At 71.2% G+C, this 20973-nt stretch carries 21 protein-coding genes, 1 pseudogene and 1 riboswitch; of the genes and pseudogenes, 11 read left to right on the top strand and 11 right to left on the bottom strand.

The features are described 5' to 3' along the window. Positions 1-760, top strand: a pseudogene (locus ACZ6R6_RS37860) (NF041680 family putative transposase); the annotation flags it as partial. An 8-nt stretch (positions 761-768) separates the two neighbouring features. Here the strand turns inward: ACZ6R6_RS37860 and ACZ6R6_RS37855 are convergent. The 3 genes from ACZ6R6_RS37855 to ACZ6R6_RS37845 all read right to left on the bottom strand — a co-directional run bounded on the left by ACZ6R6_RS37855 (position 769) and on the right by ACZ6R6_RS37845 (position 3377). Continuing rightward, the gene (locus ACZ6R6_RS37855; protein ID WP_470101703.1) at positions 769-1335 is read right to left on the bottom strand and encodes a superoxide dismutase family protein; all 567 of its coding nucleotides are present in this window, start codon (positions 1333-1335) and stop codon (positions 769-771) included. A gap of 588 nt (positions 1336-1923) precedes the next feature. After that, positions 1924-3240 (bottom strand): MFS transporter, encoded by a 1317-nt coding sequence (locus tag ACZ6R6_RS37850; protein ID WP_470101701.1) that lies wholly within the window; start codon positions 3238-3240, stop codon positions 1924-1926. Continuing rightward, on the bottom strand, positions 3240-3377 hold the full coding sequence (locus tag ACZ6R6_RS37845) for a hypothetical protein (protein WP_470101699.1): 138 nt from the start codon (positions 3375-3377) through the stop codon (positions 3240-3242). The genes ACZ6R6_RS37850 and ACZ6R6_RS37845 overlap by 1 nt, the downstream gene beginning before the upstream one ends. 26 nt (positions 3378-3403) lie before the next feature. Here ACZ6R6_RS37845 and ACZ6R6_RS37840 point away from each other — a divergent pair, with 26 nt between their 5' ends. Next, complete coding sequence (locus ACZ6R6_RS37840) at positions 3404-3928, top strand: CGNR zinc finger domain-containing protein (protein WP_470101697.1); 525 nt, start codon at positions 3404-3406, stop codon at positions 3926-3928. Between the two features lie 138 nt (positions 3929-4066). Here ACZ6R6_RS37840 and ACZ6R6_RS37835 read toward each other — a convergent pair whose 3' ends face one another. The 5 genes from ACZ6R6_RS37835 to ngcE form a co-directional block, all read right to left on the bottom strand. Then, positions 4067-4357, bottom strand: coding sequence for a 4a-hydroxytetrahydrobiopterin dehydratase (locus ACZ6R6_RS37835; protein ID WP_306865632.1), 291 nt, complete (start codon positions 4355-4357; stop codon positions 4067-4069). After that, entirely contained in the window at positions 4344-4949 is a 606-nt protein-coding gene (locus ACZ6R6_RS37830; protein ID WP_470101695.1) for a hypothetical protein, read from the bottom strand. Before ACZ6R6_RS37830 ends, ACZ6R6_RS37835 begins: the two co-directional genes overlap by 14 nt. An 83-nt stretch (positions 4950-5032) precedes the next feature. Further along, positions 5033-5938, bottom strand: a complete 906-nt coding sequence (locus tag ACZ6R6_RS37825) for a carbohydrate ABC transporter permease (protein ID WP_470101693.1) — start codon at positions 5936-5938, stop codon at positions 5033-5035. Beyond that, entirely contained in the window at positions 5938-6849 is a 912-nt protein-coding gene (locus tag ACZ6R6_RS37820) for a carbohydrate ABC transporter permease (protein WP_470101691.1), read from the bottom strand. The genes ACZ6R6_RS37825 and ACZ6R6_RS37820 overlap by 1 nt, the downstream gene beginning before the upstream one ends. Before the next feature lie 6 nt (positions 6850-6855). Next, entirely contained in the window at positions 6856-8313 is a 1458-nt protein-coding gene (ngcE, locus tag ACZ6R6_RS37815) for an N-acetylglucosamine/diacetylchitobiose ABC transporter substrate-binding protein (RefSeq protein WP_470101689.1), read from the bottom strand. 332 nt (positions 8314-8645) lie between these two features. Between ngcE and ACZ6R6_RS37810 the strand changes: the two genes are divergently transcribed. The 6 genes from ACZ6R6_RS37810 to ACZ6R6_RS37785 all read left to right on the top strand — a co-directional run bounded on the left by ACZ6R6_RS37810 (position 8646) and on the right by ACZ6R6_RS37785 (position 12827). Further along, positions 8646-9293: a class II aldolase/adducin family protein gene (locus tag ACZ6R6_RS37810; protein ID WP_306865622.1), complete on the top strand. Its 648-nt coding sequence runs from the start codon at positions 8646-8648 to the stop codon at positions 9291-9293. A 4-nt stretch (positions 9294-9297) separates the two neighbouring features. Further along, positions 9298-10509, top strand: a complete 1212-nt coding sequence (locus ACZ6R6_RS37805) for a DUF4032 domain-containing protein (RefSeq protein ID WP_470101687.1) — start codon at positions 9298-9300, stop codon at positions 10507-10509. Between the two features lie 154 nt (positions 10510-10663). Continuing rightward, entirely contained in the window at positions 10664-11044 is a 381-nt protein-coding gene (locus ACZ6R6_RS37800; protein ID WP_470101686.1) for a roadblock/LC7 domain-containing protein, read from the top strand. A 13-nt stretch (positions 11045-11057) separates the two neighbouring features. Continuing rightward, positions 11058-11921, top strand: coding sequence for a DUF4388 domain-containing protein (locus ACZ6R6_RS37795; RefSeq protein WP_470101685.1), 864 nt, complete (start codon positions 11058-11060; stop codon positions 11919-11921). A 109-nt stretch (positions 11922-12030) separates the two neighbouring features. Beyond that, positions 12031-12444, top strand: coding sequence for a roadblock/LC7 domain-containing protein (locus ACZ6R6_RS37790; protein ID WP_470101684.1), 414 nt, complete (start codon positions 12031-12033; stop codon positions 12442-12444). A gap of 11 nt (positions 12445-12455) precedes the next feature. Next, positions 12456-12827: a hypothetical protein gene (locus ACZ6R6_RS37785; protein WP_470101709.1), complete on the top strand. Its 372-nt coding sequence runs from the start codon at positions 12456-12458 to the stop codon at positions 12825-12827. A 47-nt stretch (positions 12828-12874) separates the two neighbouring features. Here ACZ6R6_RS37785 and ACZ6R6_RS37780 read toward each other — a convergent pair whose 3' ends face one another. Both ACZ6R6_RS37780 and ACZ6R6_RS37775 read right to left on the bottom strand, forming a co-directional pair. After that, the gene (locus tag ACZ6R6_RS37780; RefSeq protein WP_470101682.1) at positions 12875-13735 is read right to left on the bottom strand and encodes an alpha/beta fold hydrolase; all 861 of its coding nucleotides are present in this window, start codon (positions 13733-13735) and stop codon (positions 12875-12877) included. Positions 13736-13905: 170 nt separating this feature from the next. Then, on the bottom strand, positions 13906-14493 hold the full coding sequence (locus tag ACZ6R6_RS37775; protein ID WP_470101680.1) for a hypothetical protein: 588 nt from the start codon (positions 14491-14493) through the stop codon (positions 13906-13908). A gap of 237 nt (positions 14494-14730) precedes the next feature. After that, positions 14731-14879, bottom strand: a riboswitch (cyclic di-AMP (ydaO/yuaA leader). Between the two features lie 676 nt (positions 14880-15555). Here ACZ6R6_RS37775 and ACZ6R6_RS37770 point away from each other — a divergent pair. The 3 genes from ACZ6R6_RS37770 (at position 15556) to ACZ6R6_RS37760 (ending at position 20104) form a co-directional block, all read left to right on the top strand. Continuing rightward, positions 15556-17907 carry an ATP-binding protein gene (locus ACZ6R6_RS37770; protein WP_470101678.1) on the top strand — a complete coding sequence of 784 codons (2352 nt, stop codon included), beginning with the start codon at positions 15556-15558 and terminating at the stop codon, positions 17905-17907. Then, complete coding sequence (locus ACZ6R6_RS37765; protein WP_470101676.1) at positions 17904-18557, top strand: response regulator; 654 nt, start codon at positions 17904-17906, stop codon at positions 18555-18557. The genes ACZ6R6_RS37770 and ACZ6R6_RS37765 overlap by 4 nt, the downstream gene beginning before the upstream one ends. A gap of 146 nt (positions 18558-18703) precedes the next feature. Further along, positions 18704-20104, top strand: coding sequence for an alpha/beta fold hydrolase (locus ACZ6R6_RS37760; protein ID WP_470101674.1), 1401 nt, complete (start codon positions 18704-18706; stop codon positions 20102-20104). Here ACZ6R6_RS37760 and ACZ6R6_RS37755 read toward each other — a convergent pair whose 3' ends face one another. Further along, complete coding sequence (locus ACZ6R6_RS37755) at positions 20105-20899, bottom strand: DUF4253 domain-containing protein (RefSeq protein ID WP_306865602.1); 795 nt, start codon at positions 20897-20899, stop codon at positions 20105-20107. Positions 20900-20973: the final 74 nt, after the last annotated feature.

Raw genomic sequence — 20973 nt, 5'->3', positions numbered from 1 at the left:
TCCGGGGACCAACGGCCGGCCACCGCGCCATGGAGGCGAGTTCATCTTCGGTGACCGGGGCAGTTGGGGCGAGCCGGATGTGACCACCGAGACCGACACCCGCCTGTATGGGCAGGCCACTGCCTGGGCTTGGGATCGGCTGCACCCGCGATTGACCCGCCGTGCGGCCTGGGTTGATGCGGACGAATTGCCGATGATCGAGGGCACCGTGATCCGCCTGGAGGTGGGCCATCTGCCCAGCGGGGCGATTGCGAAGCCGGTGTGGCTGTGGTGGTCCCAGGTGGATGCCACCGCAACCGAGGTGGACCGGATGTGGCAGGCGTTCCTGCGCCGCTTCGACATCGAGCACACCTTCCGGCTGCTCAAACAGACCCTCGGTTGGGCCTGCCCCAAGATCCGCGATCCGCAGGCGGCTGACCGTTGGACCTGGCTGATCCTGGCCGTCTACACCCAGCTCCGGCTGGCCCGGCCCCTGGCCGCCGACCTACGCCGCCGCTGGGAGGAGCCTGCATCCGCGCACCGTCTGTCGCCCGCTCGCGTTCGCCGAGGGTTTCGGCACCTGCGCGCCAAGACGCTCAGTCCCGCCCAAGCGCCGAAACCGTCCCGGCCAGGACCGGGACGGCCACCCGGCCGCCGCAACAACCAGCCCGCCCCACGCCACGACGTCTACACCACCGCCGGCCTGACCAGCGCGAAGGCCACAACGACGAAACCCAAGCCCAAGAAATCCACTAATCCGCGACCACGACGCACAGGTTAAAGATCAAGCTAGCGCCGGGTGAGGGTGACGCAGGCGACGCGGGGGCCGGCGGTGCCCGCCTCGGCCCCCTTCTTCCTGGTCCGCTGCGCGTGGATCACCAGGGAACCGGGCAGCCGGTCGGAGGCGAACGCCCAGTCCTGCTTGGCGGTGGCGGTGGCGCCGCCCTCGGCGTCGGTGGTGAAGTCGAGCCACACCTCGTTGTCGGCGCTGGCGTGGCTGTGGGCGTGCTGGTAGTGCGGGCCGGCGTCCTCGGGACTGGCGCCGCACGGGTTGACGTGCAGATGCGCGCCGTAGGTCCGGTTGGGCAGCAGGCCGCCGACCGTGAGCGTGGAGGTGGCGAGCACCGCCCCCGACTCGGACATGACCCGCGCCGAGGCGCCGGGGGGCGCCAGCTTGATGTCGTAGGCGATCGCCGAGGCCTTCGGCACCGGCACGGTGAGCGTGCCGCCCCCGGAGAGCCGGATCCCGGTGGCACTCGGCGTGTGTCCGGCCGGGTGGGGCTGGGTCACGGCCTCCTGCCCGGCACAGGCCACACTCAGCAGACCGACGGCGGCGAGAGCCATGAGGGTGCGCATCGAACATCTCCTTGACCAGGCAGGACAGGACAGGCACCCACTCTAACGAGTAATCGACTGATCACATACGGTATTCGCCACTCTCGTCCCGCGCGTCCACCCCCCTCGCCGCCGGACACGGCCCCTCCGGCCCGCCGTCCGGGCCGGCCGCCCGGCCCGTACCGCCGCGACCTGGACGGTCAACGCCCAACCGGTCCGCGCGACCGCCACCACTTCGAGACCTGGCGCAAGCCGCTCGACACCGACCGTGAGCGGTTCAAGCGCTTCTCCGCCCTCACCGGCTTCAGCGCCGCCGCCCTGGACCGCTTCGGCCACGAAGGACTGGCCCACTCCCTGGCCGACGCGTGGCCGCCGCCCGGCATCGGCCGGCCGTACCCCGATCTGTTCGAGTTGTCGCCGATTCTGCGTTTCGACAACAATCCGGCCGGCTGGGTGGGCGACCCCGTCCAGGCGACGGCCCTCGGCGGATGCACGCGCTGGACGGACGTCCTCCCCGTCCGACTGCTGTTCGGCGTCAACGATCCCGATCCGTCCGACGCCTCCGGCCAGCGGGGCTGCCGTCTCCGGACATATGGTCGCCGACAAGGCTCACGATCGTTCTCCGCGGACCGTGACCGTCAGGGCAACGACGGTCATCGCGGAGAGCAGGGCCCAGGCTGGCGCGAAGCTGCCGGTCAGGTCCTTGAGCAGGCCGAGAGCGGGCGGCGCCAGGACGACGGCGATCTGGTTGACGGCCATGACCAGGCCGAGGGCGGATCCCGTCTTGCCCGGTGGCGCCGATTCGGCCACATGGGCGACCCACGGGCCGTACCAGCCGATCCCGAAGAACCCGAGCCAGACGAACAACAGGCAGGCCACCGCAGGCGAACGCCCCACGGGAGTGATCAGCGCCAGCATCCCTACGGTCACCGCGACCATGCAGACCAGGACAGAGGCGTAGCGCCCGGACCTGCTGCGGTCGCTCCAGGCCGCCAGCCAGACGCGGCCGACAGCCCCCGCGCCCTGGGTCGCCACCAGGACGAGGGCCGCCGGACCCGCCTCGACAGCCGTCACCTCGTGGAGATACAGCACGGTCAGGACGCCTACGCCGCTGTGCACCGAGACCAGACTCATCCCGGACAAGATGATCTTCACCATGGACGGTTCACGGAGCATCCGCAGCCGGGCACCGAACCAGGACGCGAGCGAGGCATGCGGTTCCGGGTCACGAGGAGCGCTGTCCCGAGGAGGGCTTTGGGCGGGCGGCCGACGATAGAAGCACATGAAGACGACGGCTCCCAGCAGCGCGACGAGCGCGCCGGCCATGAGCGTCACCCGCCAGCCGAGAGCGGCAGCGAGGACGGGAAGCACGGCTGCGGCGAGTACGCCGCCCAGCGGCAGACCCGCCTGGCGGATCCCCATCGCCAGCCCCCGCTGGGAGGCGTCGAACCAAGACGCCACCGACTTGCTGCCGCCGGGCTGAACGGTGCTGTATCCGGCACCGACGATCAGCATGACGAGGAGCAGGGACGCGTATCCCTGCGCCACGCTTCCCACACCCAGACTCACGGCGACAACACAGGCGCCTGTCCCGACGACCCAGCGCTCGTTGTAGTGGTCCAGCAGTTCCCCGGCCACCAACAACCCGACCAAGGGGACCAGTTGGGTCGCCGAGAGCAAGAGGCCCAGCTGAGCCGTGCTCAGGCTCAGATCACGTTGCAGGTGGATGCCCATCGCCCCGATGCCCTGCACGAAGAAGCCGGAGGCGGCCTGGGTGAAGGTGGCGACGCCGAGGATGACCCACCGGTATCGCCACCCGCGGTGCGCCGACGCGCCGCCGCCCGTCCGGCTCCCCGCTCCGGGTGACGCGCCGCCGGGCCGGTCTCGGTCGACGCGGCCGATCGCCCGGTACGGCCGAGCATTCATCACCGGCGCCGGCACAGGGCGGGGTCGGGGTGGTCGAAGAAGCCGCCGCCGAGGTCCTCGAACGGCAACACCCGCAGGCGGACGAGTTCGGTGCCATCGTCTTCCGACGCCTGCCGTACATAGGTGTGTTGTGTCATGCGGATCAGACTGCTGTAATGGTCTTATGCATCTCAACCCTTACGGCGAGGATGTGGTGAACCTGGCCGCGGACCTGGCCAACCGGCGCCCGGCGACCGCCGAGGAGCTCGCGGACCACTGCCGCGCCGCCGGGCTCGTGCTGGAGAGTCCCGTCACGCCGCAGGACCTGGACCGTGTCCACGCCGTACTGGAGGAGTGGGAGAAGGTCGTCGACGCCACCGACGAGCGCGAGCGCGCCGAGCTGGTCAACCGCATGCTGGCGGAATCGGCCGCCTACCCGCGAATGACCGACCACGCAGGCAGCGGCTGGCACCTGCACTACCGCGACGACCGGCAGCCGCTCGGTTCCGTGCTGTCCGCGCTCATCTCCGTGGGCACCGCCCTGCACCTGGTGGGGCGCGGCATGCACCGGCTCCGGCGGTGCGCCGTGACCGGATGCACCACGATCTTCGCCGACACCTCCCGCACCGGGCGGCAGCGCTACTGCTCCCAGCGGTGCGCCAACCGTGACGCGGTCCGCCGGCACCGTGCGAGCCGCGCGGTCAGTTGACCCGCCGGATCAGGCGATCTCCAAGCCCGACCGGGGCATCGCGCGGGTGCCGCCGATGGCTGCCCGCGGACTTCTCCGCCGCGGGGCCGGACGGCCCCGCCTCCCGAGGGCGGCGGGGCCGTCCGGTCCCGGGGCCGCTCAGGTGTGCGCGGCGGCGATCTCGTCGATGCGGGCGGCGAGGGTGAAGTCCAGCTCGGTCAGGCCGCCGGCGTCGTGGGTGGAGAGGGCCAGGTGGAGGTTGCGCCAGCGGATGTCGATGTCGGGATGGTGGTTGAGCTTCTCGGCCTCGACGGCGATCTCGTCGACGATGCGGATCGCGGCCGGGAAGTCGGGGGCGTTGATCGTCCGGCGGATCTCGTCGCCCTCGCGCCGCCATTCGGGCACGTCGGCCAGTCTCCGGTCCACCGCGGAGTCGTCAAGCAGGTCCATCGGTCCAGGAGACCACGTCGGCGGCGAAGACGCCAAGCCGGGGCAGCCTGCTGGCCCGGCGGGCCATGGCCATGATGCCCCGGGCCATGGACGGGGCGTGGCCGCCGTGGTCGAGGACCCGCTCCAGCTCCGGCAGGAGGTCGGGCAGCCGGGTCAGGCTCCAGTCGTGCCAGGGCGACAGGCGGGTGCCGCCGCTGTCGGGATCCTCGGCGCGGTAGGCGGCCAGGATCGGGCACTCGCCGTGAACGCGGCGGAGCCATGTCTCGATGTCGGCGTTGAGGGCCGCGATCCGGGAGGGGGCGGCGTAGAGCCAGCCGTCCTCGCCGATCCGGTCGGCCTCGCCCCCGGCGGCGGGGTAGGCGCGGACCACCGCGCCGTGCAGGAACAGGCCGCTGGCCACCATGAGCTGGCGCCCTTCGCACCAGTCGACCGCTCCCCGCAGCGGGGCCGGGACGCCGCCGGCGATGGCCGCGCGCTGGGAGCTCGTGGGTTCGCGGGCGAAGCGGACGTGCACTTCGGCCCACATGTAGTAGTTGGCCTCCCCCGCCCCGAAGAACGGGAAGGGGAAGGCCGGTGGTTCCAGGTCGACCATGGAGGGGTCTCCGGGGGGTTGGGGGCGGGTTCCGACTAAGGACGACTCCCCAGTGCCCCTCCGGGATTACCGGCCGAGTGCGATTATTTGACGGCGCCGGAGGTGAGACCCGACTGGATCTGGCGCTGGAAGATGATGTAGATGATCATCACCGGGATGATGGTCATGCTCAGCGCGGCGAACAGGCCCGGCCAGTCGGCCTCGTAGCCGGCGTTGGTGGAGATGTTCGCGATGCCCTGGGTGATCAGCCACTTGTCCTCGACGTTGCCCGACAGCAGCACGATCGGCAGGAGATACTGGTTCCACTGGCCCAGGACGTTGAAGATCGTGATGCTGACCAGGCCGGGCCTGGCCATCGGCACCATGATCTGGAAGAACGTCCGGGTGTGGGAGCAGCCGTCCATCATCGCCGCCTCGGCCACCGAGGTGGGCAGCGTCTTGAAGAACGCCGACAGGAAGAAGACGGTGAACGGCAGCGAGTAGGCGGTGTAGACCAGGATCACGCCGAGGTGGGTGTCGATCAGGCCGAGGTTCTTCACCACGAAGAACAGCGGGACCAGGGCGAGGAAGACCGGGAAGGTCATGCCGGAGACGAACAGGAAGTAGATCGCCCGGTTGCCGGGGAAGGCGTAGCGCGCCAGCACGTAGGCGGCCATCGAGCCCAGCAGCATGGTCAGGGCCGTGCTGCACACCACCACGAAGACGGTGTTGATCATGTACTGGCCGATGTGGGCCTTCTCCCAAGCCCGCCCCCAGGCGTCCCAGCCGAGGGAGGCCGGCAGCGTGATGGGGTCGCCGAAGATCTCGGCGTTGGTCTTGAAGGAGGCCAGGAACGTCCACAGGATCGGGCCGATGATCAGGATCGCCCAGATCAGCAGCGCGATGTGGGACAGGGCGCCGAAAGCGCCCAGCGGGTTCTTGCGCCGCTTCGGCCTGCCGTGCATGGCGCCCGACCGGGTGGCCGGCTTGTACGCCGTTTCCGCAGCCATCAGAACTCGATCCTCTCGCGCCGGGTCACGCGCAGGGTGAGCGCCGCGAACGTGATGGTCATGAAGAACAGCGCCACGCCCATCGCCGACGCGTAGCCGAACTTGGAGAAGTTGAACGCCGTCCGCCAGATCTCCAGCGGGAGCACCGTCGTGGAGTTGTCGGGTCCGCCGCGGTCGACCGAGAGCACCTGGACCAGGGCGAAGCAGTCGAAGGCGGCGATGCCCAGGTAGACCCAGGCGACCTGCATGGTGTCCCACAGCAGCGGGAGGGTGATTTTGAAGAAGAGGGTGAAGCGGCCCGCGCCGTCCAGGGCGGCGGCCTCGAACACGTCCTTCGGGATGGAGGACATGCCCGCCGAGAACAGGACCACGTAGAAGCCGACGGCCTGCCAGACCACCACACCCATGATCGCCCACAGGGCGAGGTCCGGCTCGATGAGCCAGCCGACCGGGTCGACGCCGACCTTGCCGAGCAGGCCGTTGATCACGCCGGTCTCGTCCGGGCGGTAGATCGTCTGAAAGAGGACGCCGACGATGGCGACGGCGAGGACCTGGGGCATGAAGAAGATCACCCGATAGACCTTCGAACCCCAGATCCCGGTCATCTGACCGCCCCGCTGCCCGCCGCTCAGGTTGAGCAGGAAGGAGAAGAACAGGGCGATCACGATGGTGACCAGCGGCATGACAAGCAGAAGGAGCCCGTGGTGACGCACCGCGGCCCAGAAGACCTCGTCGTCCAGCAGCCGGGAGAAGTTCTCCAGGCCGACGAACTGAGGATTCGCCGAGATGCCCTTCCAGTTGGTCAGCGCGATGTAGAAAGCCTGGACGTACGGGCTGATCACGAAGACCACGTAGAGGATCACCGGCGCGGCGAGAAAGCCGACGATGAACGGATACCTGCCATGCCGCATCGGTGTCTACACCGTCCGGTTCTGCTTGGTGATGGAGGAGTCGGCCTTGGTCTTGTCGGCGGCCTTCTGCATCTTGTCGCAGAACTCGTCGGCGGAGATGCGGCCGAACATGAGCGCGTTGGTCTGCTTGCGCAGCTCGGTCTCGAACTCCTTGTACCAGTTCTCGAAGCTGCTGAAGGTGACGATGTTGGAGCCGGCCGCGGTCTGCGCGGCGCTGAGGCTCGCGTTGCCCGGGGTCAGGTCCAGGCCGTCGGCGGCACCGGTCACGACGGTGATGTTGCCGGACTTCTCGGTGAAGCCGCGCGCGCCCTCCTTGGAGAGCATGATGCGCAGGTACTCCAGGCCGCCCTTGGGGTTCTTGGCCTTGGCGGGGACGATGTACGCCTCGCCGGCGGCGGCGCGGATGGCCTCGAAGGGCATCTTGTCGGCCGCGGTGACGCTGGGGGTGGGCGTCAGCGCGTACTTGAACTCCTTGGGAGTCTGGCTCTTCTGCTCGTTCTCCAGCCAGGAGCCCGACGGGTAGAGGGCGATCTTGCCCTGGTTCTGCCGGGTCTGCACGTCGGTGTGGATCAGGCCCTCGAAGGACTTGTCCATGTATTTGCCGATCTCGGCCCAGGCGGCGGCGGCCTGCTTGACCGAGTCGCGCTTCCAGACGCCGTCGGCGAGGTTGTCGATGTCGATCAGGAGCTGGTTGCCCTCGATCTTGGCGGCGGAGATGAGGATCATCCAGTAGGCGTAGTAGGAGGCGTTCTTGCCCGCGTACGCGAACGGGACGATCCCGGCGGCCTTGGCCTTCTCGCAGAACGCCTTGAACTCCTCGAAGGTCTTCGGCGGGGTCCAGCCGTTCTTCTCGAACAGGGCGGAGTCGTACCAGAGGCCGTAGGCCGAGAAGACATAGTTCATGAGGTACGGCTTGCCGGCGATGAGGCCCGACTCGACGGTGCCCGGCGCGACCATGTCGCGCACCTTCTTGTCCGGGTCGTCGATGGAGGGGGCGTCCCACAGCTCGGTGAGCTCCAGCAGCTGGCCCTCCTGCTGCAGGGCGCCGTTGTCCATGAGGTCGGTGCCGGAGTTGGCGATCATGTCCGGGACGTCGCCGCCGGCGAAGCGCGGCTGCAGGGTCTGCGCGATCTGCTGGGTGGCCACGTGCTTGACCGTGGCCTTGGGGAACGCCTTCTTGTACAGCGGCTCGTGGACCTCGGTCGCGTAGCTGTCGCCGAGGCCGCCCTTGAAGATGACGACCTCGAGGGGGGCGTCGGCGGCGACGCCGAACGGGTTGGCCGCGGAGACCGCGCCCCCCGAGGACGGGGCGGCGGAGGTGGTGGCCGCGGGGGTGGAGCCGCCGCCGGTGGCGCAGGCGCTGAGGAGCCCGGCGCCGGGGCCGGCGACCAGAGCGGTCAGGCCGATCCGGCGGAGCATCTGCCGCCGGGTGATATCTCCGGGCGTACCGGCCGAGTTGGACATCGCAACCCTCCTGAGCGGGGGATCAGTTAGGAAAGTTTCCTAAACGTTTGCCCGAAGGTATGTACCTCCGAAGTCCACCGTCAAGAGGTCCCAGCCGGTCTAGACCGAGCCGTGATGTCCTCGCGACATATCCGGTAGCAATCAAACGCCAAAGGAGCCCATTCCCCTGACAGATCGGCACAGATTACCCCATATGCCCAGCGTGACCATTGACTTTGGACATGTCGGGGAGTAAAGGATCAGATCCTCCCTATGGCCACATAACGGCAACCGGTCTAGACCAGATGATGAAGGTTTGCCGCCTACTACCGCAACCCCCTACTTTTGCTGACATGTTGCTGGCGGAGCAGCGTCGTCTGCTGTGTGAATACGGCCGTAGGGCCGCCGAGACCGGACTGGTGGTCGGCACTGCCGGAAACCTGAGCGCACGCGCCGGTGATCTGATCGCGGTGACGCCCAGCGGGGTCTCCCTCGACCGGCTGGAACCGGAGGCCTGTCCGGTGATCGACGTCGAGGGACACCTGGTGGAGGGGGAGCTGCAGCCGTCCTCGGAGACGCCCATGCATCTGGCCGTCTACACGACCACCGACGCCGGGGCGATCGTGCACACCCACTCCACCTTCGGCACCGTGGTCGCCACGACCATGACCGAGCTGCCCCCGATCCACTACAACACGCTGCTGCTCGGCGGGGCCGTCAGGGTCGCCGACTACGCCACCTACGGCACCCCGGAGCTGGCGGCCAACGTCAGGGCCGCCCTCAAGGACAGGCGGGCCGCGCTGCTGGCCAACCACGGCGGGGTCACCGTCGGCGGCGACCTGCACGCGGCCTTCGAGGCGACCCGGCTGCTGGAGTGGCTCTGCGAGGTCTACGTGCGGGCCAAGGCCGTCGGGGAGCCCCGGGTGCTCACCGAGGAGCAGCTCTCCGCGGTGGTCCAGCGGGCCTTCTCCCCTCCCCGATTCCCCCGTCGCGAGGACTGACTCGATGCCCCTCCAGCTCACCGGCGCCCCCGGCGACCCGGACCTGATCCGCCTGCCCTGGGACGTCCCGCTCGAACAGTGGCCGGAGCACCACCTGGTCTCGCTGCCGCGCGGCATCTCCCGGCACGTGGTGCGCTTCGCCCGGCTCTCCGGCAAGGTCTACGCGATCAAGGAGATCAGCGAGTACTACGCCAAGCGCGAGTATCGCCTGCTGTGGGACCTCAACCGGCTGGACACGCCCTCGGTGGAGCCGGTGGCCGTGGTCACCGGGCGGACCGGCGCGGACGGTGAGCCGCTCGACTCCGCGCTGATCACCCAGCACCTGCAGTTCTCCCTGCCCTACCGGGCGGTCATGTCGGGGACGGTCCGCCCCGAAACGCTCAACCGGCTGCTCGACGCGCTGGCCGTGCTCCTGGTCCGGCTGCACCTGAGCGGTTTCTACTGGGGCGACTGCTCGCTGTCGAACGTGCTGTTCCGCCGGGACGCCGGCTCCTTCGCCGCGTATCTGGTCGACGCCGAGACCGGGGAGCTCCACCCCATGATCAGCGAGGGCCAGCGGCTGTACGACATCGACGTCGCGCACACCAACATCTTCGGCGAGATGCTCGACCTGGAGGCGGGTGGCCTGCTCCACCCCTCCATCGATCCCGAGGAGGTCGCCGACTCGGTCTGCTCGCGCTACCGCGGGCTCTGGAGCGAGCTCACCTCCGACGAGATCATCGAGGAGGTGGACTGGCACATGATCGACCAGCGGATCCGCCGGCTGAACTCGCTCGGCTTCGACGTCGCCGAGATGATGGTCCGCCGCAAGGCGGGTACGGGCCGGTTGATCGTCCGTCCCAAGGTCGTCGACGCCGGCCACCACCAGCGCAGGCTGCTCAGGCTCACCGGCCTGGACGTGGAGGAGAACCAGGCCAGGCGGCTGCTCAACGACCTCGACTCCTTCCGGGTGTCCTACGGCCTGCGCCACGAGGACGAGGCGATCGTGGCCCACCGGTGGCTGGCGGAGGTCTTCCACCCCACGGTGGAGGCCGTCCCGCAGGAACTGCGGCACAAGCTGGAGCCGGCCCAGCTCTTCCACGAGGTGCTCGACCACCGCTGGTACATGTCCGAGGCGGCCGGCAACGACGTCGGTCTCCCCGCCGCCGTGGACTCTTATGTGAAGAATGTTCTTATTTTCAAACCGGACGAGCAGGCGCTTATCACCGAGGATTGACGGAGGTTTTCTCCCTCGGGTTATAGATCCTTATACCTGGATATCAAACTCTTCATCTCCTCACCTATCAGTTCTAATCGGGGCACTTTGGGCTCCAGGTGGTATCCCTACGCTGACCGGGCGACGTCGTGTAGTCGTTGGCGAGGGAGAGCCCGTGCTCGGAATCGAAGACTGCCTGGCTGAGGTCATGGCCATCCCTGGCGCGCTGGACGCGATCCTGGTCGACCAGACCAGCGGGATGGCCGTCGCGGTCGGCGGCGGGAGCCGTCACACCGATGCGGAGAGGTCGGCCGCGGGGTTGAACGAGACCCTGCGGGCGGCCCTGGACGGGCTCGCCGCGACTTCTCCCAGCGGGACGGTCCGGATCAGCGACATGATTATAAGCACAGATAACGGACACCATTTACTGAGGCCGCTGGAAACGGTTTTCGACGGTCCTCTGGTGATTTACGTCCGGCTCGATCTGGAGCGCTCGAATCTCGCCCTGGCCCGCCACCGGCTCCAGGCGCTCGCCGGCCGCCTGATAACCACGTGACGCCGTGGCGACCGTGGAGAGCGTACTCAACGGGCTCGCGCAGGAGCGCGCCACCGGCGCGCTGCGGCTGGGCAAGGCGGGGATGTTCTACCTCACCGCCGGCCGGGTGACCTACGCCGAGAGCCCGGCGGCCCCCCGGGCGGAGGACCTGCTGACCGCCGGCCGGAGGGTCTCCGCCCACGCCGTGCGGCAGGCCAGGCAGGCCGCCACCGAGGACCTGCGGGGCGGCGAGCTGCTGGTCGCCCAGGGCGTGCTCACCCGGGGCGAGCTGGAGTTCTGCGTGCTGAGCGCGGTGCTCGACGCCGTGTACTTCCTGTTCGACGCCACCGGGCACCGGCTGAGATTCCGGCCGGGCGACCGGCACTGGCTCGGCCCCCAGTGGTATTTCGACGTGACCGGGCTGCTCCGGGAGTGCCGGCGAAGGAGGGCACAGTTGGACCAGGCATGGCCGTCCGCCGAGCTGGACTCGCTCCCGGTCGTCCCGGTGGGCCGCATCCCCGCCCAGCGGGTGGTGCTGACCTCGCTCCAGTGGGAGGTGCTGGTCGGCGCCGACTCGGCGGCGACCCCCTGCGACCTGGCGCGCAGGCTCGGCCGCCCGGCCTACTCGGTGCTGCTCGCCGTACGGCAGCTGGCCGCGGCCGGGCTGCTGCACATCCCGCAGGCCGGGTCCGCCGGACCCGCCGCGCCCGGCCCGCTGCCCCGGCGTCCGAAAGGCGGCGCGGGGCAGATCGGCGACCCCCCGGGCGCCCCGGCGGCGCCGTGCCCCCAGCCGACGGGCGTGGCGCGGCCGGCCGCGCCGCTCCCCCGGACGACGGGCGACCCCACCGACGTGAACCTGCTCATCCGGCTCAGAGACGCATTGGAGGCACTCACTTGACCCCCTCCCCGCCCCGCAGGACGGGACATCCACGCCGCAGGTGCTTGGCGAGCTTGATCCGATGCCTATAAGGCTGCGGACGCTGAAGCTGATCGGAAGGAGGACGCCCGTGGAAGCGCGTGACGAGGCGCGCCGGGAGGCGGCGCTGCTACGTGACGAGATACGCCGGGAGATGACGCTGCTGCGGGAGCGCATGACGGATGTGAACGGAAGCATCGCGTGCAGCGTGGACGGCCTGACGATAGCCAGCGACCTCGACGGCGACGTCGAGCAGATCGGCGCGCTGTCGTCGGCGATGCTGGCCCTCAGCCGCCGGATGACGGACATGGCCGGCAAGGGCGCCTTCGAGGAGACGTTGATCTCGGGCACCAACGGCTACGCGGCCTTCTACGCCGCGGGCCCGGAAATCGTCCTCACAGTTCTCGCCCGCCCGGGGACCAACCTCGGGCTGCTGCGACTGGAGGGCCGCAAGACGGCGGCGAACCTGGCCGCCATCACGTCCCGCATATCGATATCCCAGTGATCGGAGAAGACATGGGCAACATGGACATCTCTCTCAAGGAGATGATGGCGATCGACGGTGCCCTCGGCGCGGTGGTCGTGGACTACAACAGCGGCATGGCCCTCGGCGCCCTCGGCGGCTCCAAGGACCTGGACCTCCAGATCGCCGCGGCCGGCAACACCGAGGTCGTCAAGGCCAAGATGCGGACCATGGAGTCGCTGGGCCTCAAGGACGGCATCGAGGACATCCTCATCACGCTCAGCGGCCAGTACCACGTGATCCGCCCGGTCAGCGGCCGGGGCGGCAAGGGGCTCTTCCTCTATCTGGCGCTGGACCGCAGCCGGGCCAACCTGGCGCTCGCGCGGCACAGCATGCGCGGTATCGAGGAGAAGCTCGAAATCTGATCCTCCGGTACGGCTTGCGCCCCGGGAGGCGCGGGCCGTACCGGAGCTCAACGCTCGGCGGCGGAGGTGAGCTCGTCGATCGCGGCGACGAACTCGGGCCAGAGCGGGCGCGGCAGGTCGTGGCCCATGCCGGGAAAGGTGATCAGCCTGGCCCCGGGGACCGCCTCGGCCGTGGCGACCCCGCCGGGCAGCGGCACGAGCTGGTCGTCCTCGCCGTGCATCACGAGGGTGGGCACCGTGAGGTCCCTCAGCAGCGGCGCGCGGTCGCCGGAGGCGATGATCCCGGCGAGCTGCCTGGCCGTCCCCGCCGGGTCGTAGCAGCGGTCGTAGCTCAGCCCGGCCAGCCGGGCGATCCGCTCGCGGTCGAGCGGGTAGCCCGGCGAGCCGATGACCTCCCAGGTCAGCAGCGACTGCCGGATGGCCGCCTCGCGGTCGAGCGAGACCGGCGCCATGAGCGCCGCCATCGCGGCCTCGGTGGGCGGGGCGGCGTGCACGCTGGGGGTGGACATGATGGAGGTGAGGCTGCGCACCCGGCGCGGGGAGCGGATCGCCAGCGTCTGGGCGATCATGCCGCCCATCGAGGCGCCGACCACGTGGGCGGACTCCCATCCGAGCGCGTCGAGCAGCCCGGCGGCGTCGTCGGCCATGTCGCCCAGCAGGTAGGGGGGCCGCCCGTCGCCGCCGAAGGCGGGCACGGCGGCGCCGTGGAGATGGGTGGACTCCCCGGCGTCCCGGTTGTCGAAGCGGACCACGTGGTGCCCGCGGTCGGCGAGCAGTTCGCAGAGCCCCTCGTCCCAGTGGATGCGCTGGGCGCCGAGCCCCATGATCAGAAGGAGCGGGCGGTCTCCGGGCGTACCGAAGGTGTCGTAGGCGAGCTCGATGCCGTTCGCCCGGGCACGCCGGGTCACGACGCTCCCGCCGCACCGGTCACACCGGATGCCATGCTGGTCATGCCGGACAGAATGTCATTCTGTGGAAATGAGAGCAAGAGCGGACGCCCGGTGTGGGCGTCCGCTCCTGTCTTCGCGGGAGGCGAGCTTCTGCGGGGGCGAGTCTCGCGGGGGAGGCGAGCCTCGGGTTACTTGTTGACCACCTGCGGCGGGGTGGCCGGGTTGTTGTCGATCCGGCCCCAGGCGCCCTCGGAGAACGGCACGGGCCGGTTCTTCTTGCCCGGGCCGCTGCCCCACTTGGTGATGACGTAGTCGACCTTGATGTGGCCCATGCCACCGTTGCCGTCCACGCCGAGCGTGTCGGAGTTGAACGTGCCGCCGGTCAGGTCGGCGAAGGACTTGGCGTCGAGGTCGATCATGACACCGCTGCTGGAGGGCACGCCGGGGCCGCGGTCGCCGACGAAGAACTTGGCCTTCTTGCCCTTGTAGATGACGTAGCCCTCGGTCATCAGCGGCCAGCTCGGGCTGGCGATCATGCCCTTCTGCATCGGCTTGCCGCTCGCGGGCAGGCCGGTGTCCCCGGCGCGGCCGGAGGAGTCGTCCCAGAAGTAGGAGGCCTTGGTCGAGCCCTTCAGGAGGGCGACCTCGGAGCCGGAGCCGGAGCCGGGGGTGGAGGCGCCGGTGTCAGCCGCTGCGGGAAGAGCCGAGACGACGGCCGAGGAGGTCAGGACGCTCGCACCCAGGAGGGCGGCGGCCACGAAACGGTTCTTACGCATACCAAGGGAGAAACGCATGAGGAAAAAAGACTCTTTCGCGAGGGAACGGGGAGGCGCGTGCGCCGTAAAGAGGCGCAGGCGGATACGCGCTCACAGGACAGAAGAGGCGTAGCAAGCTGTGCAGGCGCTACGCGGAGCGCGGCGGGGGCCGCATTCGGACGCGGCGAGGAAGTCTTAGAGGGCCGGCACCAACGGGGTGGACGCCGGCGGCAGGAGGGCGTGGTGCCCCATGTGGTGATCTCCTCTCCATCTCGTCTACCGGGTTAGCTGACGGATTCGGGCGGTGGAGTTGCCCTACCGCCGCATGTTCGCGGCGGATTCACCCCAAGAAGTGGGTCCCCGGTTCCCGTGGCCTGACGGCCTCCGGAATTCGACGTCGGCCGGCCGCTCCTTCCATTGAAGGGCAGGTCGCCAACCGATCACGAATAGGACACTACCCCCCATTCGGGGGCAAAGCAAAACAAAACCCATGGAAACCCCAGAAGATCTACCTCAACGGCCAAGAAAAGGCCATTGGCCAAGCCTTGACCGTGCCCCCCGGGAACGCCGACCCCGTTGGAACTGTTAGGAGAGTTACTTAACGACTTATTGCTGATCATGCCGTTGAGCTGGGGAAACGCTCATTCTCCTGGCTGGGTGCGGCCCCTCGGCGGACAGGGCCGGGATCTCCCTCACTATGGCCGCGGCCGGCGTGCCGGCCCTTTGTCGACGGCGCTCATTACCTCCGCACACGCCCATGAGTCGAGGAAAACGCCTGTCAGCCGGGCCTACATCTGCTTTCCGGAAGATCCAGGAATGCCCGACTCCGCTCCGGGCAAAGCCGCGGTCATGACATCCAGCCGCCGTAGGACCGGAACGAGATCGGCACCGCCGACGCCGGCGACAGGCGGAGGACACCGGCCCCAGCCCGGTCAACGGCTCCCACACCCACCGTTCACGGGCTCCTCCCGGCCCCGGGCTCCCGGCGTCCCGGCGGATCCGGCGGGCGGCCCGGGTCCGCCGTCCGGGTGAGCACCGCCCGGGGCCCGCGGCCGCGGGCGATGCCGACAGTAGTGTGGGCCCGTGCTGATCGCCCTCGGTTGCGCGGTGCTCCTCACGGTCCTCTACACACTGGCGGTGTACGGCACGGCCGGGCCGGCGGCGATCGGAGCGGTCGCCGCCGCGCTGGCCGTCACCCTCGTGGCCGTGATACACGGCGGGAGTCTCCAGGACTCCGTCGGAGCGGGAGGGCTCACGGCGGGCGGCGCCGCGATGGCGTGGGCCATGGGGCGTTCCCACCGCCGCCGCAGGGCCGACCGTGCGGCGCTCGCCGCCTACCGGGCCGCCGCCGAGGCCGTGCCCCGGCTGGCCGCCATCACCGAACGCGACCGTCTCGCCGCCGAACTCCACGACGTGGCCGCCCACCGGCTCACCGGAATCGTGGTCGCCTCGGCCGCCGCCCTCCGTCTCGGCGACCCGGTCCGCGCCGCCGAGGCCGTCACCCATGCCGCCGACGCGGGCCGCCAGGCCGTGGCCGAACTCGACCGCCTCTGCGTCCTGGACCGCCGCGGCCACGCCCCCGCCCTCGGCGACATCGACACCCTCCTCATCGGCCGTCCCGGTGTGACCTACCACCGCGCGGTCGCCACCGCGCCGCCGGAACTCGCCGCGGTCGCCTTCCGCGTGGTCCGCGAGGCTCTGACGAACGCGATGCGCTACGCCACCGGCGCCGCCGTCCACGTCCGGGTGGAAGCCGTCCACGACACCTCGGCGGCACCGGCCGCCACCGGCTCGGTGCCCGCTCCGGCCACCGGCCCGGGGGTCACATCCGTCGTCGCCGGCCCTCCGGCGGCAGAGGCCGCCGCCGGCCCCGTCACGTCGGCCGCCACCGGCTGGCTGGTGGTGACGGTCACCGACGACGGCGGCCCGGCGGCCGTCTCCGGCCTGGGCGCGGGCACCGGCCTCGCCGCCCTGCGCCGGGCCGTCGGCGCCCTCGGCGGCACCCTGCACGCCGGCCCGCGCGTCGATGCGGACAACGATCCGCGTGCCGGCCGGCGCCTCCACCAGGACGACGACCCACGCGCCGGCCGGTGTGCCGGCCCCCTCCCGCACCGCGCCCCGCCGTACGGCCCCGCGTCCGCGACGGAGACGGCGCGGACTCCCCCGCCGCCCCGCGGCTGGACGGTCCAGGTCCGCCTCCCGCTCACGGCCGCCCCCGCGCCCGGCCGCCCCCGCCCGTTCCCCCGGCTCCGCTACGGCGACAGCCGACGGGACGCCCACCGGCACGGCCGTGCGGCGGGCTGGCGGGGGACGGCGGCGCTGGACTGGGCCCTGGTGGTGCTGGCCGTGGCGCTGCCCGCCGGAGCCGGGCTGCTCTACGCGGAGGTGCCTGAGCCGTTCGCGACCCCGGCGTCCGGAGCGCTGCTGTCGGTCCTGCTCGTACTGCACGCCCTGCCGCTGAGGTGGCGTCGCGAGATGCCGTGGCCGAGCCTGGCCGCGGCGCAGTCGGTGCTGTCGGCCTGGCTGTGGTGTGACGCGGCCGGGTGGACCGCGCCGGAGTCGGCGCAGCTGGTGCTGTTGTGCTGGTGGGTGGAGCTGACCTTGGTCTACAGCGTCGGCGCGTACGGCGGGCGCGGCTGGCCGGCCCCGCTCGCGGTGGCGGCCCTGGGCGCCTTCCCCCTGGTCGACGGCTTGACAGGGCCGCCGGTGGCCGTCTGGGCGACGCTCACGGCGGCGTTGGCCGTCCCCGCCGTCGTGGTGTGGGCCGCGGGCGTGTCCGTCGGCGGGCGGCGGCGCCGGCTGCGGGACGCCGCGGTGCTGGAGCGCGACCGGCTCGACCGGGACGCGGCGGCGGCGGCCCGGGCCGAGCGGGACCGGATCGCCGCCGGGCTGCGCCGTACCGCCAGATCGCGGGCCGAGTCGGCGGTCAGGGCGGCCGACGAGCGGCGCCTCGACACCGTCCTGGCCGAGGCCAGGGCCGGTCTCACCGTGCTGCGCGAACTCCTCGGCGAGCTGCGCGACGATCCCGCAGACGACGCCCTTCCCCCCGTCATCGCCGCGATCTCCGCCCTGGCCGCCAGAAGCCACGCCGCCGTCCGTTACACGGGGACGCGCCGGCCGATGCCCGCCACCGTCGAGGTCGCCGCCTACCGGATCGCCGAAGCCATGCTTCCCGGCGGCGTGAGCGGCGTGAGTGGCATGAGCGGTGTTGGTGGCATGAGCGGCGTGAGCGGTGTTGGTGGCATGAGCGGCGTGAGCGGTGTTGGTGGCATGAGCGGCGTGACGGTGACCGTGGCCTACCTTCCCGACGGCCTGGCGCTGTCCGGTCCGGCCGAGGCCCGGAAGGTGCGCGCCACGGCCGACGCCGCGGGCGGTACGGTCACCGAGACGGAGGACGGGGTGCGGGTGTGGCTACCGGAGGTGGGGCCGGCGTGATCCGGGTGACGGTCGCCGACGACCAGGCGGTGGTCCGGGTGGGGATCAGCGCGGTGCTCGACGCCGAAGCGGACATCACCGTCGTCGGCCAGGCCGCCGACGGCGGGACGGCCGTGGCCCAGGCGGCGTCCCTGCTGCCCGACGTGGCCGTCCTGGACATCAGGATGCCCGGCCTCGACGGGCTCGCGGCCACGGCCCGGATCACGGCGGAGGTCCCGGGCGTGAAGGTGGTGGTGCTCACCACGTTCGGCCTGGACGAGTACCTGTTCGCGGCGCTGCGCGCGGGAGCCGCCGGGTTCCTGCTGAAGGACGCCGACCCCGAACGGGTCATCGACGCGGTCCGGGTGGTCGCCGGGGGTGACGCGCTGCTCGACCCCGGGGTGACCCGGCGGCTGCTCGACCGCTTCGCCGCCGGTGCCGGCCCGGCCGACACCGCCCGCGTCGCGGGTCTCACCCCCCGCGAGACCCAGGTCCTCCTGCACGTCGCCCGGGGCCTGTCCAACGCCGAGATCGCCGCCTCCCTGGGGATCAGCCCGGCCACGGTCAAGGACCACGTCGCGCGGATCCTCGCCCAGCTCGGGGTCCGCGACCGCGTCCAGGCCACGATCGCCGCCTACGAGGCCGGACTGGTCCGTCCCGGGATGCGGTGACCCCGCCTCCCGCGACGTCCCGACCGCGGACGGGGCCCACCGGCGGCATCCGTCTCCCGGGCGAGAGGGCCCCCGCCGCACGGCGGGGGTGGGGACGGTCCTGAAGGAGGGCGATCACCGCGTTCCCCGCTCCTAGCGTGAGAGCCATGGAAGACGAGCCCCCTCCCCCGCCGCCCCTCCCCTCCGCCGCCGTCCCCGGCCACCGCGTCGCTGTCCCCGTCCCCTCGGCGCCCGCCACTTCCGCCACCTCCGCCTCCGGACCCGCCACCACCGCGGTCCCGGGCTCCGCCCCCGTCGGAGCGCGTCCGACCGGCTCCCGCCGCCCGGCTCTCGTGCGCCGCCTGGCGGGAGGCGTCCTGCTCCCGGTCGCCGCGATCGTGGCTGTGGCCGCGGGCGGAGCCGCCTTCTTCGCGGGCGCCGCCGTCACGGCGGTGATCCCGCTCCTCTGCGCGGCGGCACTCGGCGCGACGCTCGTCACCGGGTTCCCGCTGATCCGGCTCGCCCTGGCCCTGCTGGTGATCCGCCGTTCAGGACCCGTCGCGGCGGCCTTGGCCGGATCGGTCGCCCTCGCCGTCGCGGCGACCGCGGCGGTCACCGTGTTCCGGCCGATGCCCGGGGACCCGGCGGCCCCGGCCCCGGCCGGCGTCGCCTTCTGGGACCTGCCCACCGGCTCCAGGATCGCCTACACCGTGACCAGGGCGGCCGAGCCCCGCCCCACGCCGGTGATCTTCCTGCACGGCGGTCCGGGTACGCCCGGCGAGGGCGCCCCCGACGCGGCCCGCGCCCTGGCCGACCGCGGCTTCGACGTCTACGCCTACGACCAGGTCGGGGCGGGCCGGTCCACCCGGCTAGCCGATGTCACCGGCTACACCGTCGCCCGGCACGTGGCCGACCTCGAAGCCATCCGGCACGTCCTGGGGGCCGACAGGCTCATCCTCGTCGGCCGATCCTGGGGCGGCTCGCTCACCGCGCGCTACCTGGCCGCCCACCCCGAGCACGTGGCCAAGGCGGTCTTCGTCTCCCCCGGGCCGCTCTGGGAGGGCGCCTACCCGGACCACGACGCCGGCGACCCGTGGAGCGGGCTCCCACCCGCGCAGACCCGCCTACGGGACGAGCTGGCCGGCACCCCGCGGATGGTCGTCCACAGCGTGCTGATGGGCGTCAACCCGGACGCCGCCCACGCGCTGGTGCCCGACGACGAGGCCGACCCGTGGTTCCGGCGTGTCCTGCTGACCGGCAAGGACGCCACCCGGTGCCCGGGCGCTCCGGCGGCCCCTGTCCACGGCAACCGTCCCGGCTTCTACGTCAACCAGCTCACCTCGGCCGATGCCGAACGGGCCGCCGATCCCCGCCCCGCGCTGCGCGCGCTCGAGGTCCCGGCGCTGATCCTGCGGGGCGAGTGCGACTATCTGAAGCCCGAGGTGGCCGAGGACTACCGGCGCGCCCTGCGGGGCTCCACGCTCGTCCGACTCGCGGGAACGGGCCATTCCATCACCACCGAGCAGCCCCGCTATCTCCCGCTGCTGCGGGACTTCCTGCTCCGATGATCAGTCCCACCAGAACGACCAGGCGTTCCGGCCCCTGATCTGCTCGGCGTAGTCGGTCAGCGTCCCGGCGCTGTAGATGACGCTGTCGGGGCAGAAGGTCCAGTGCTCGGCGGCGACGTGCAGGGCGTGCTCCGGGGTGACGGGGGGCGCGGCGACGCTCAGGTCCAGGGTGTTGAAGCCGATGCCGACCACCCGCGCCCCGAACCTGTCCTCCCAGCTCCGCACCACGGCCGCGAGCGGGACCATCCACTCGTTGTGGTTCAGCGCGCCCTGCCACCCCATCACGGCCAGCGCGTCGGCCCCCCGCTCGGCGGCGACCAGCCCGAGCGGGGTCCTGCGCTCGGCCACCAGCCCGGCGTACCAGTCGGCGACCACGCCGGGGTCGGCGGCGAGCTCCCCCGACGCGGCCGGCCCCGGGCACTGCGGGCCGAAGGGGGCCAGCAGTTCGAGCTGGTCGGCGTGGGCTTTCTCGATCCAGTCCGACCACACCTCGGCCATGAACGCGGCGGCGTGGTAGTTGTCGATCTCCGCGGCCGCGTCCGGGGCGATCTGCCCGGCCGACCACGGCTGGACGGAGTCCTCGAGCAGCACCGGCCACAGGCCCGAGCGGCCGTGCTCGGCCCGCAGCTCGGCCCAGAGCTCGGCGGAGACCGCCGTGTCGCTCAGCCAGAACGCCGGACGGTGGTCGATGGCGAACCGAGCGTAACCGGGGTCGGGCCAGACCACGTCTCCGGGCGGCAGCTCGGCCGAGAGCGTCCGTCCGTCACCGCCGTCGGCGAACAGCTGTCCCAGCACTGGCGGAAGTTGCCCACGCTCGCAATCGCTCATCTCTACCGATCCGATCCTGACCACGGACCAATTTTGGCCTG

The sequence above is a fragment of the Streptosporangium sp. NPDC048886 genome, assembly GCF_055586905.1.
The sequence above is the reverse complement of the archived record's forward strand: the minus strand, read 5'-3'. Positions and strand labels throughout refer to the sequence as shown.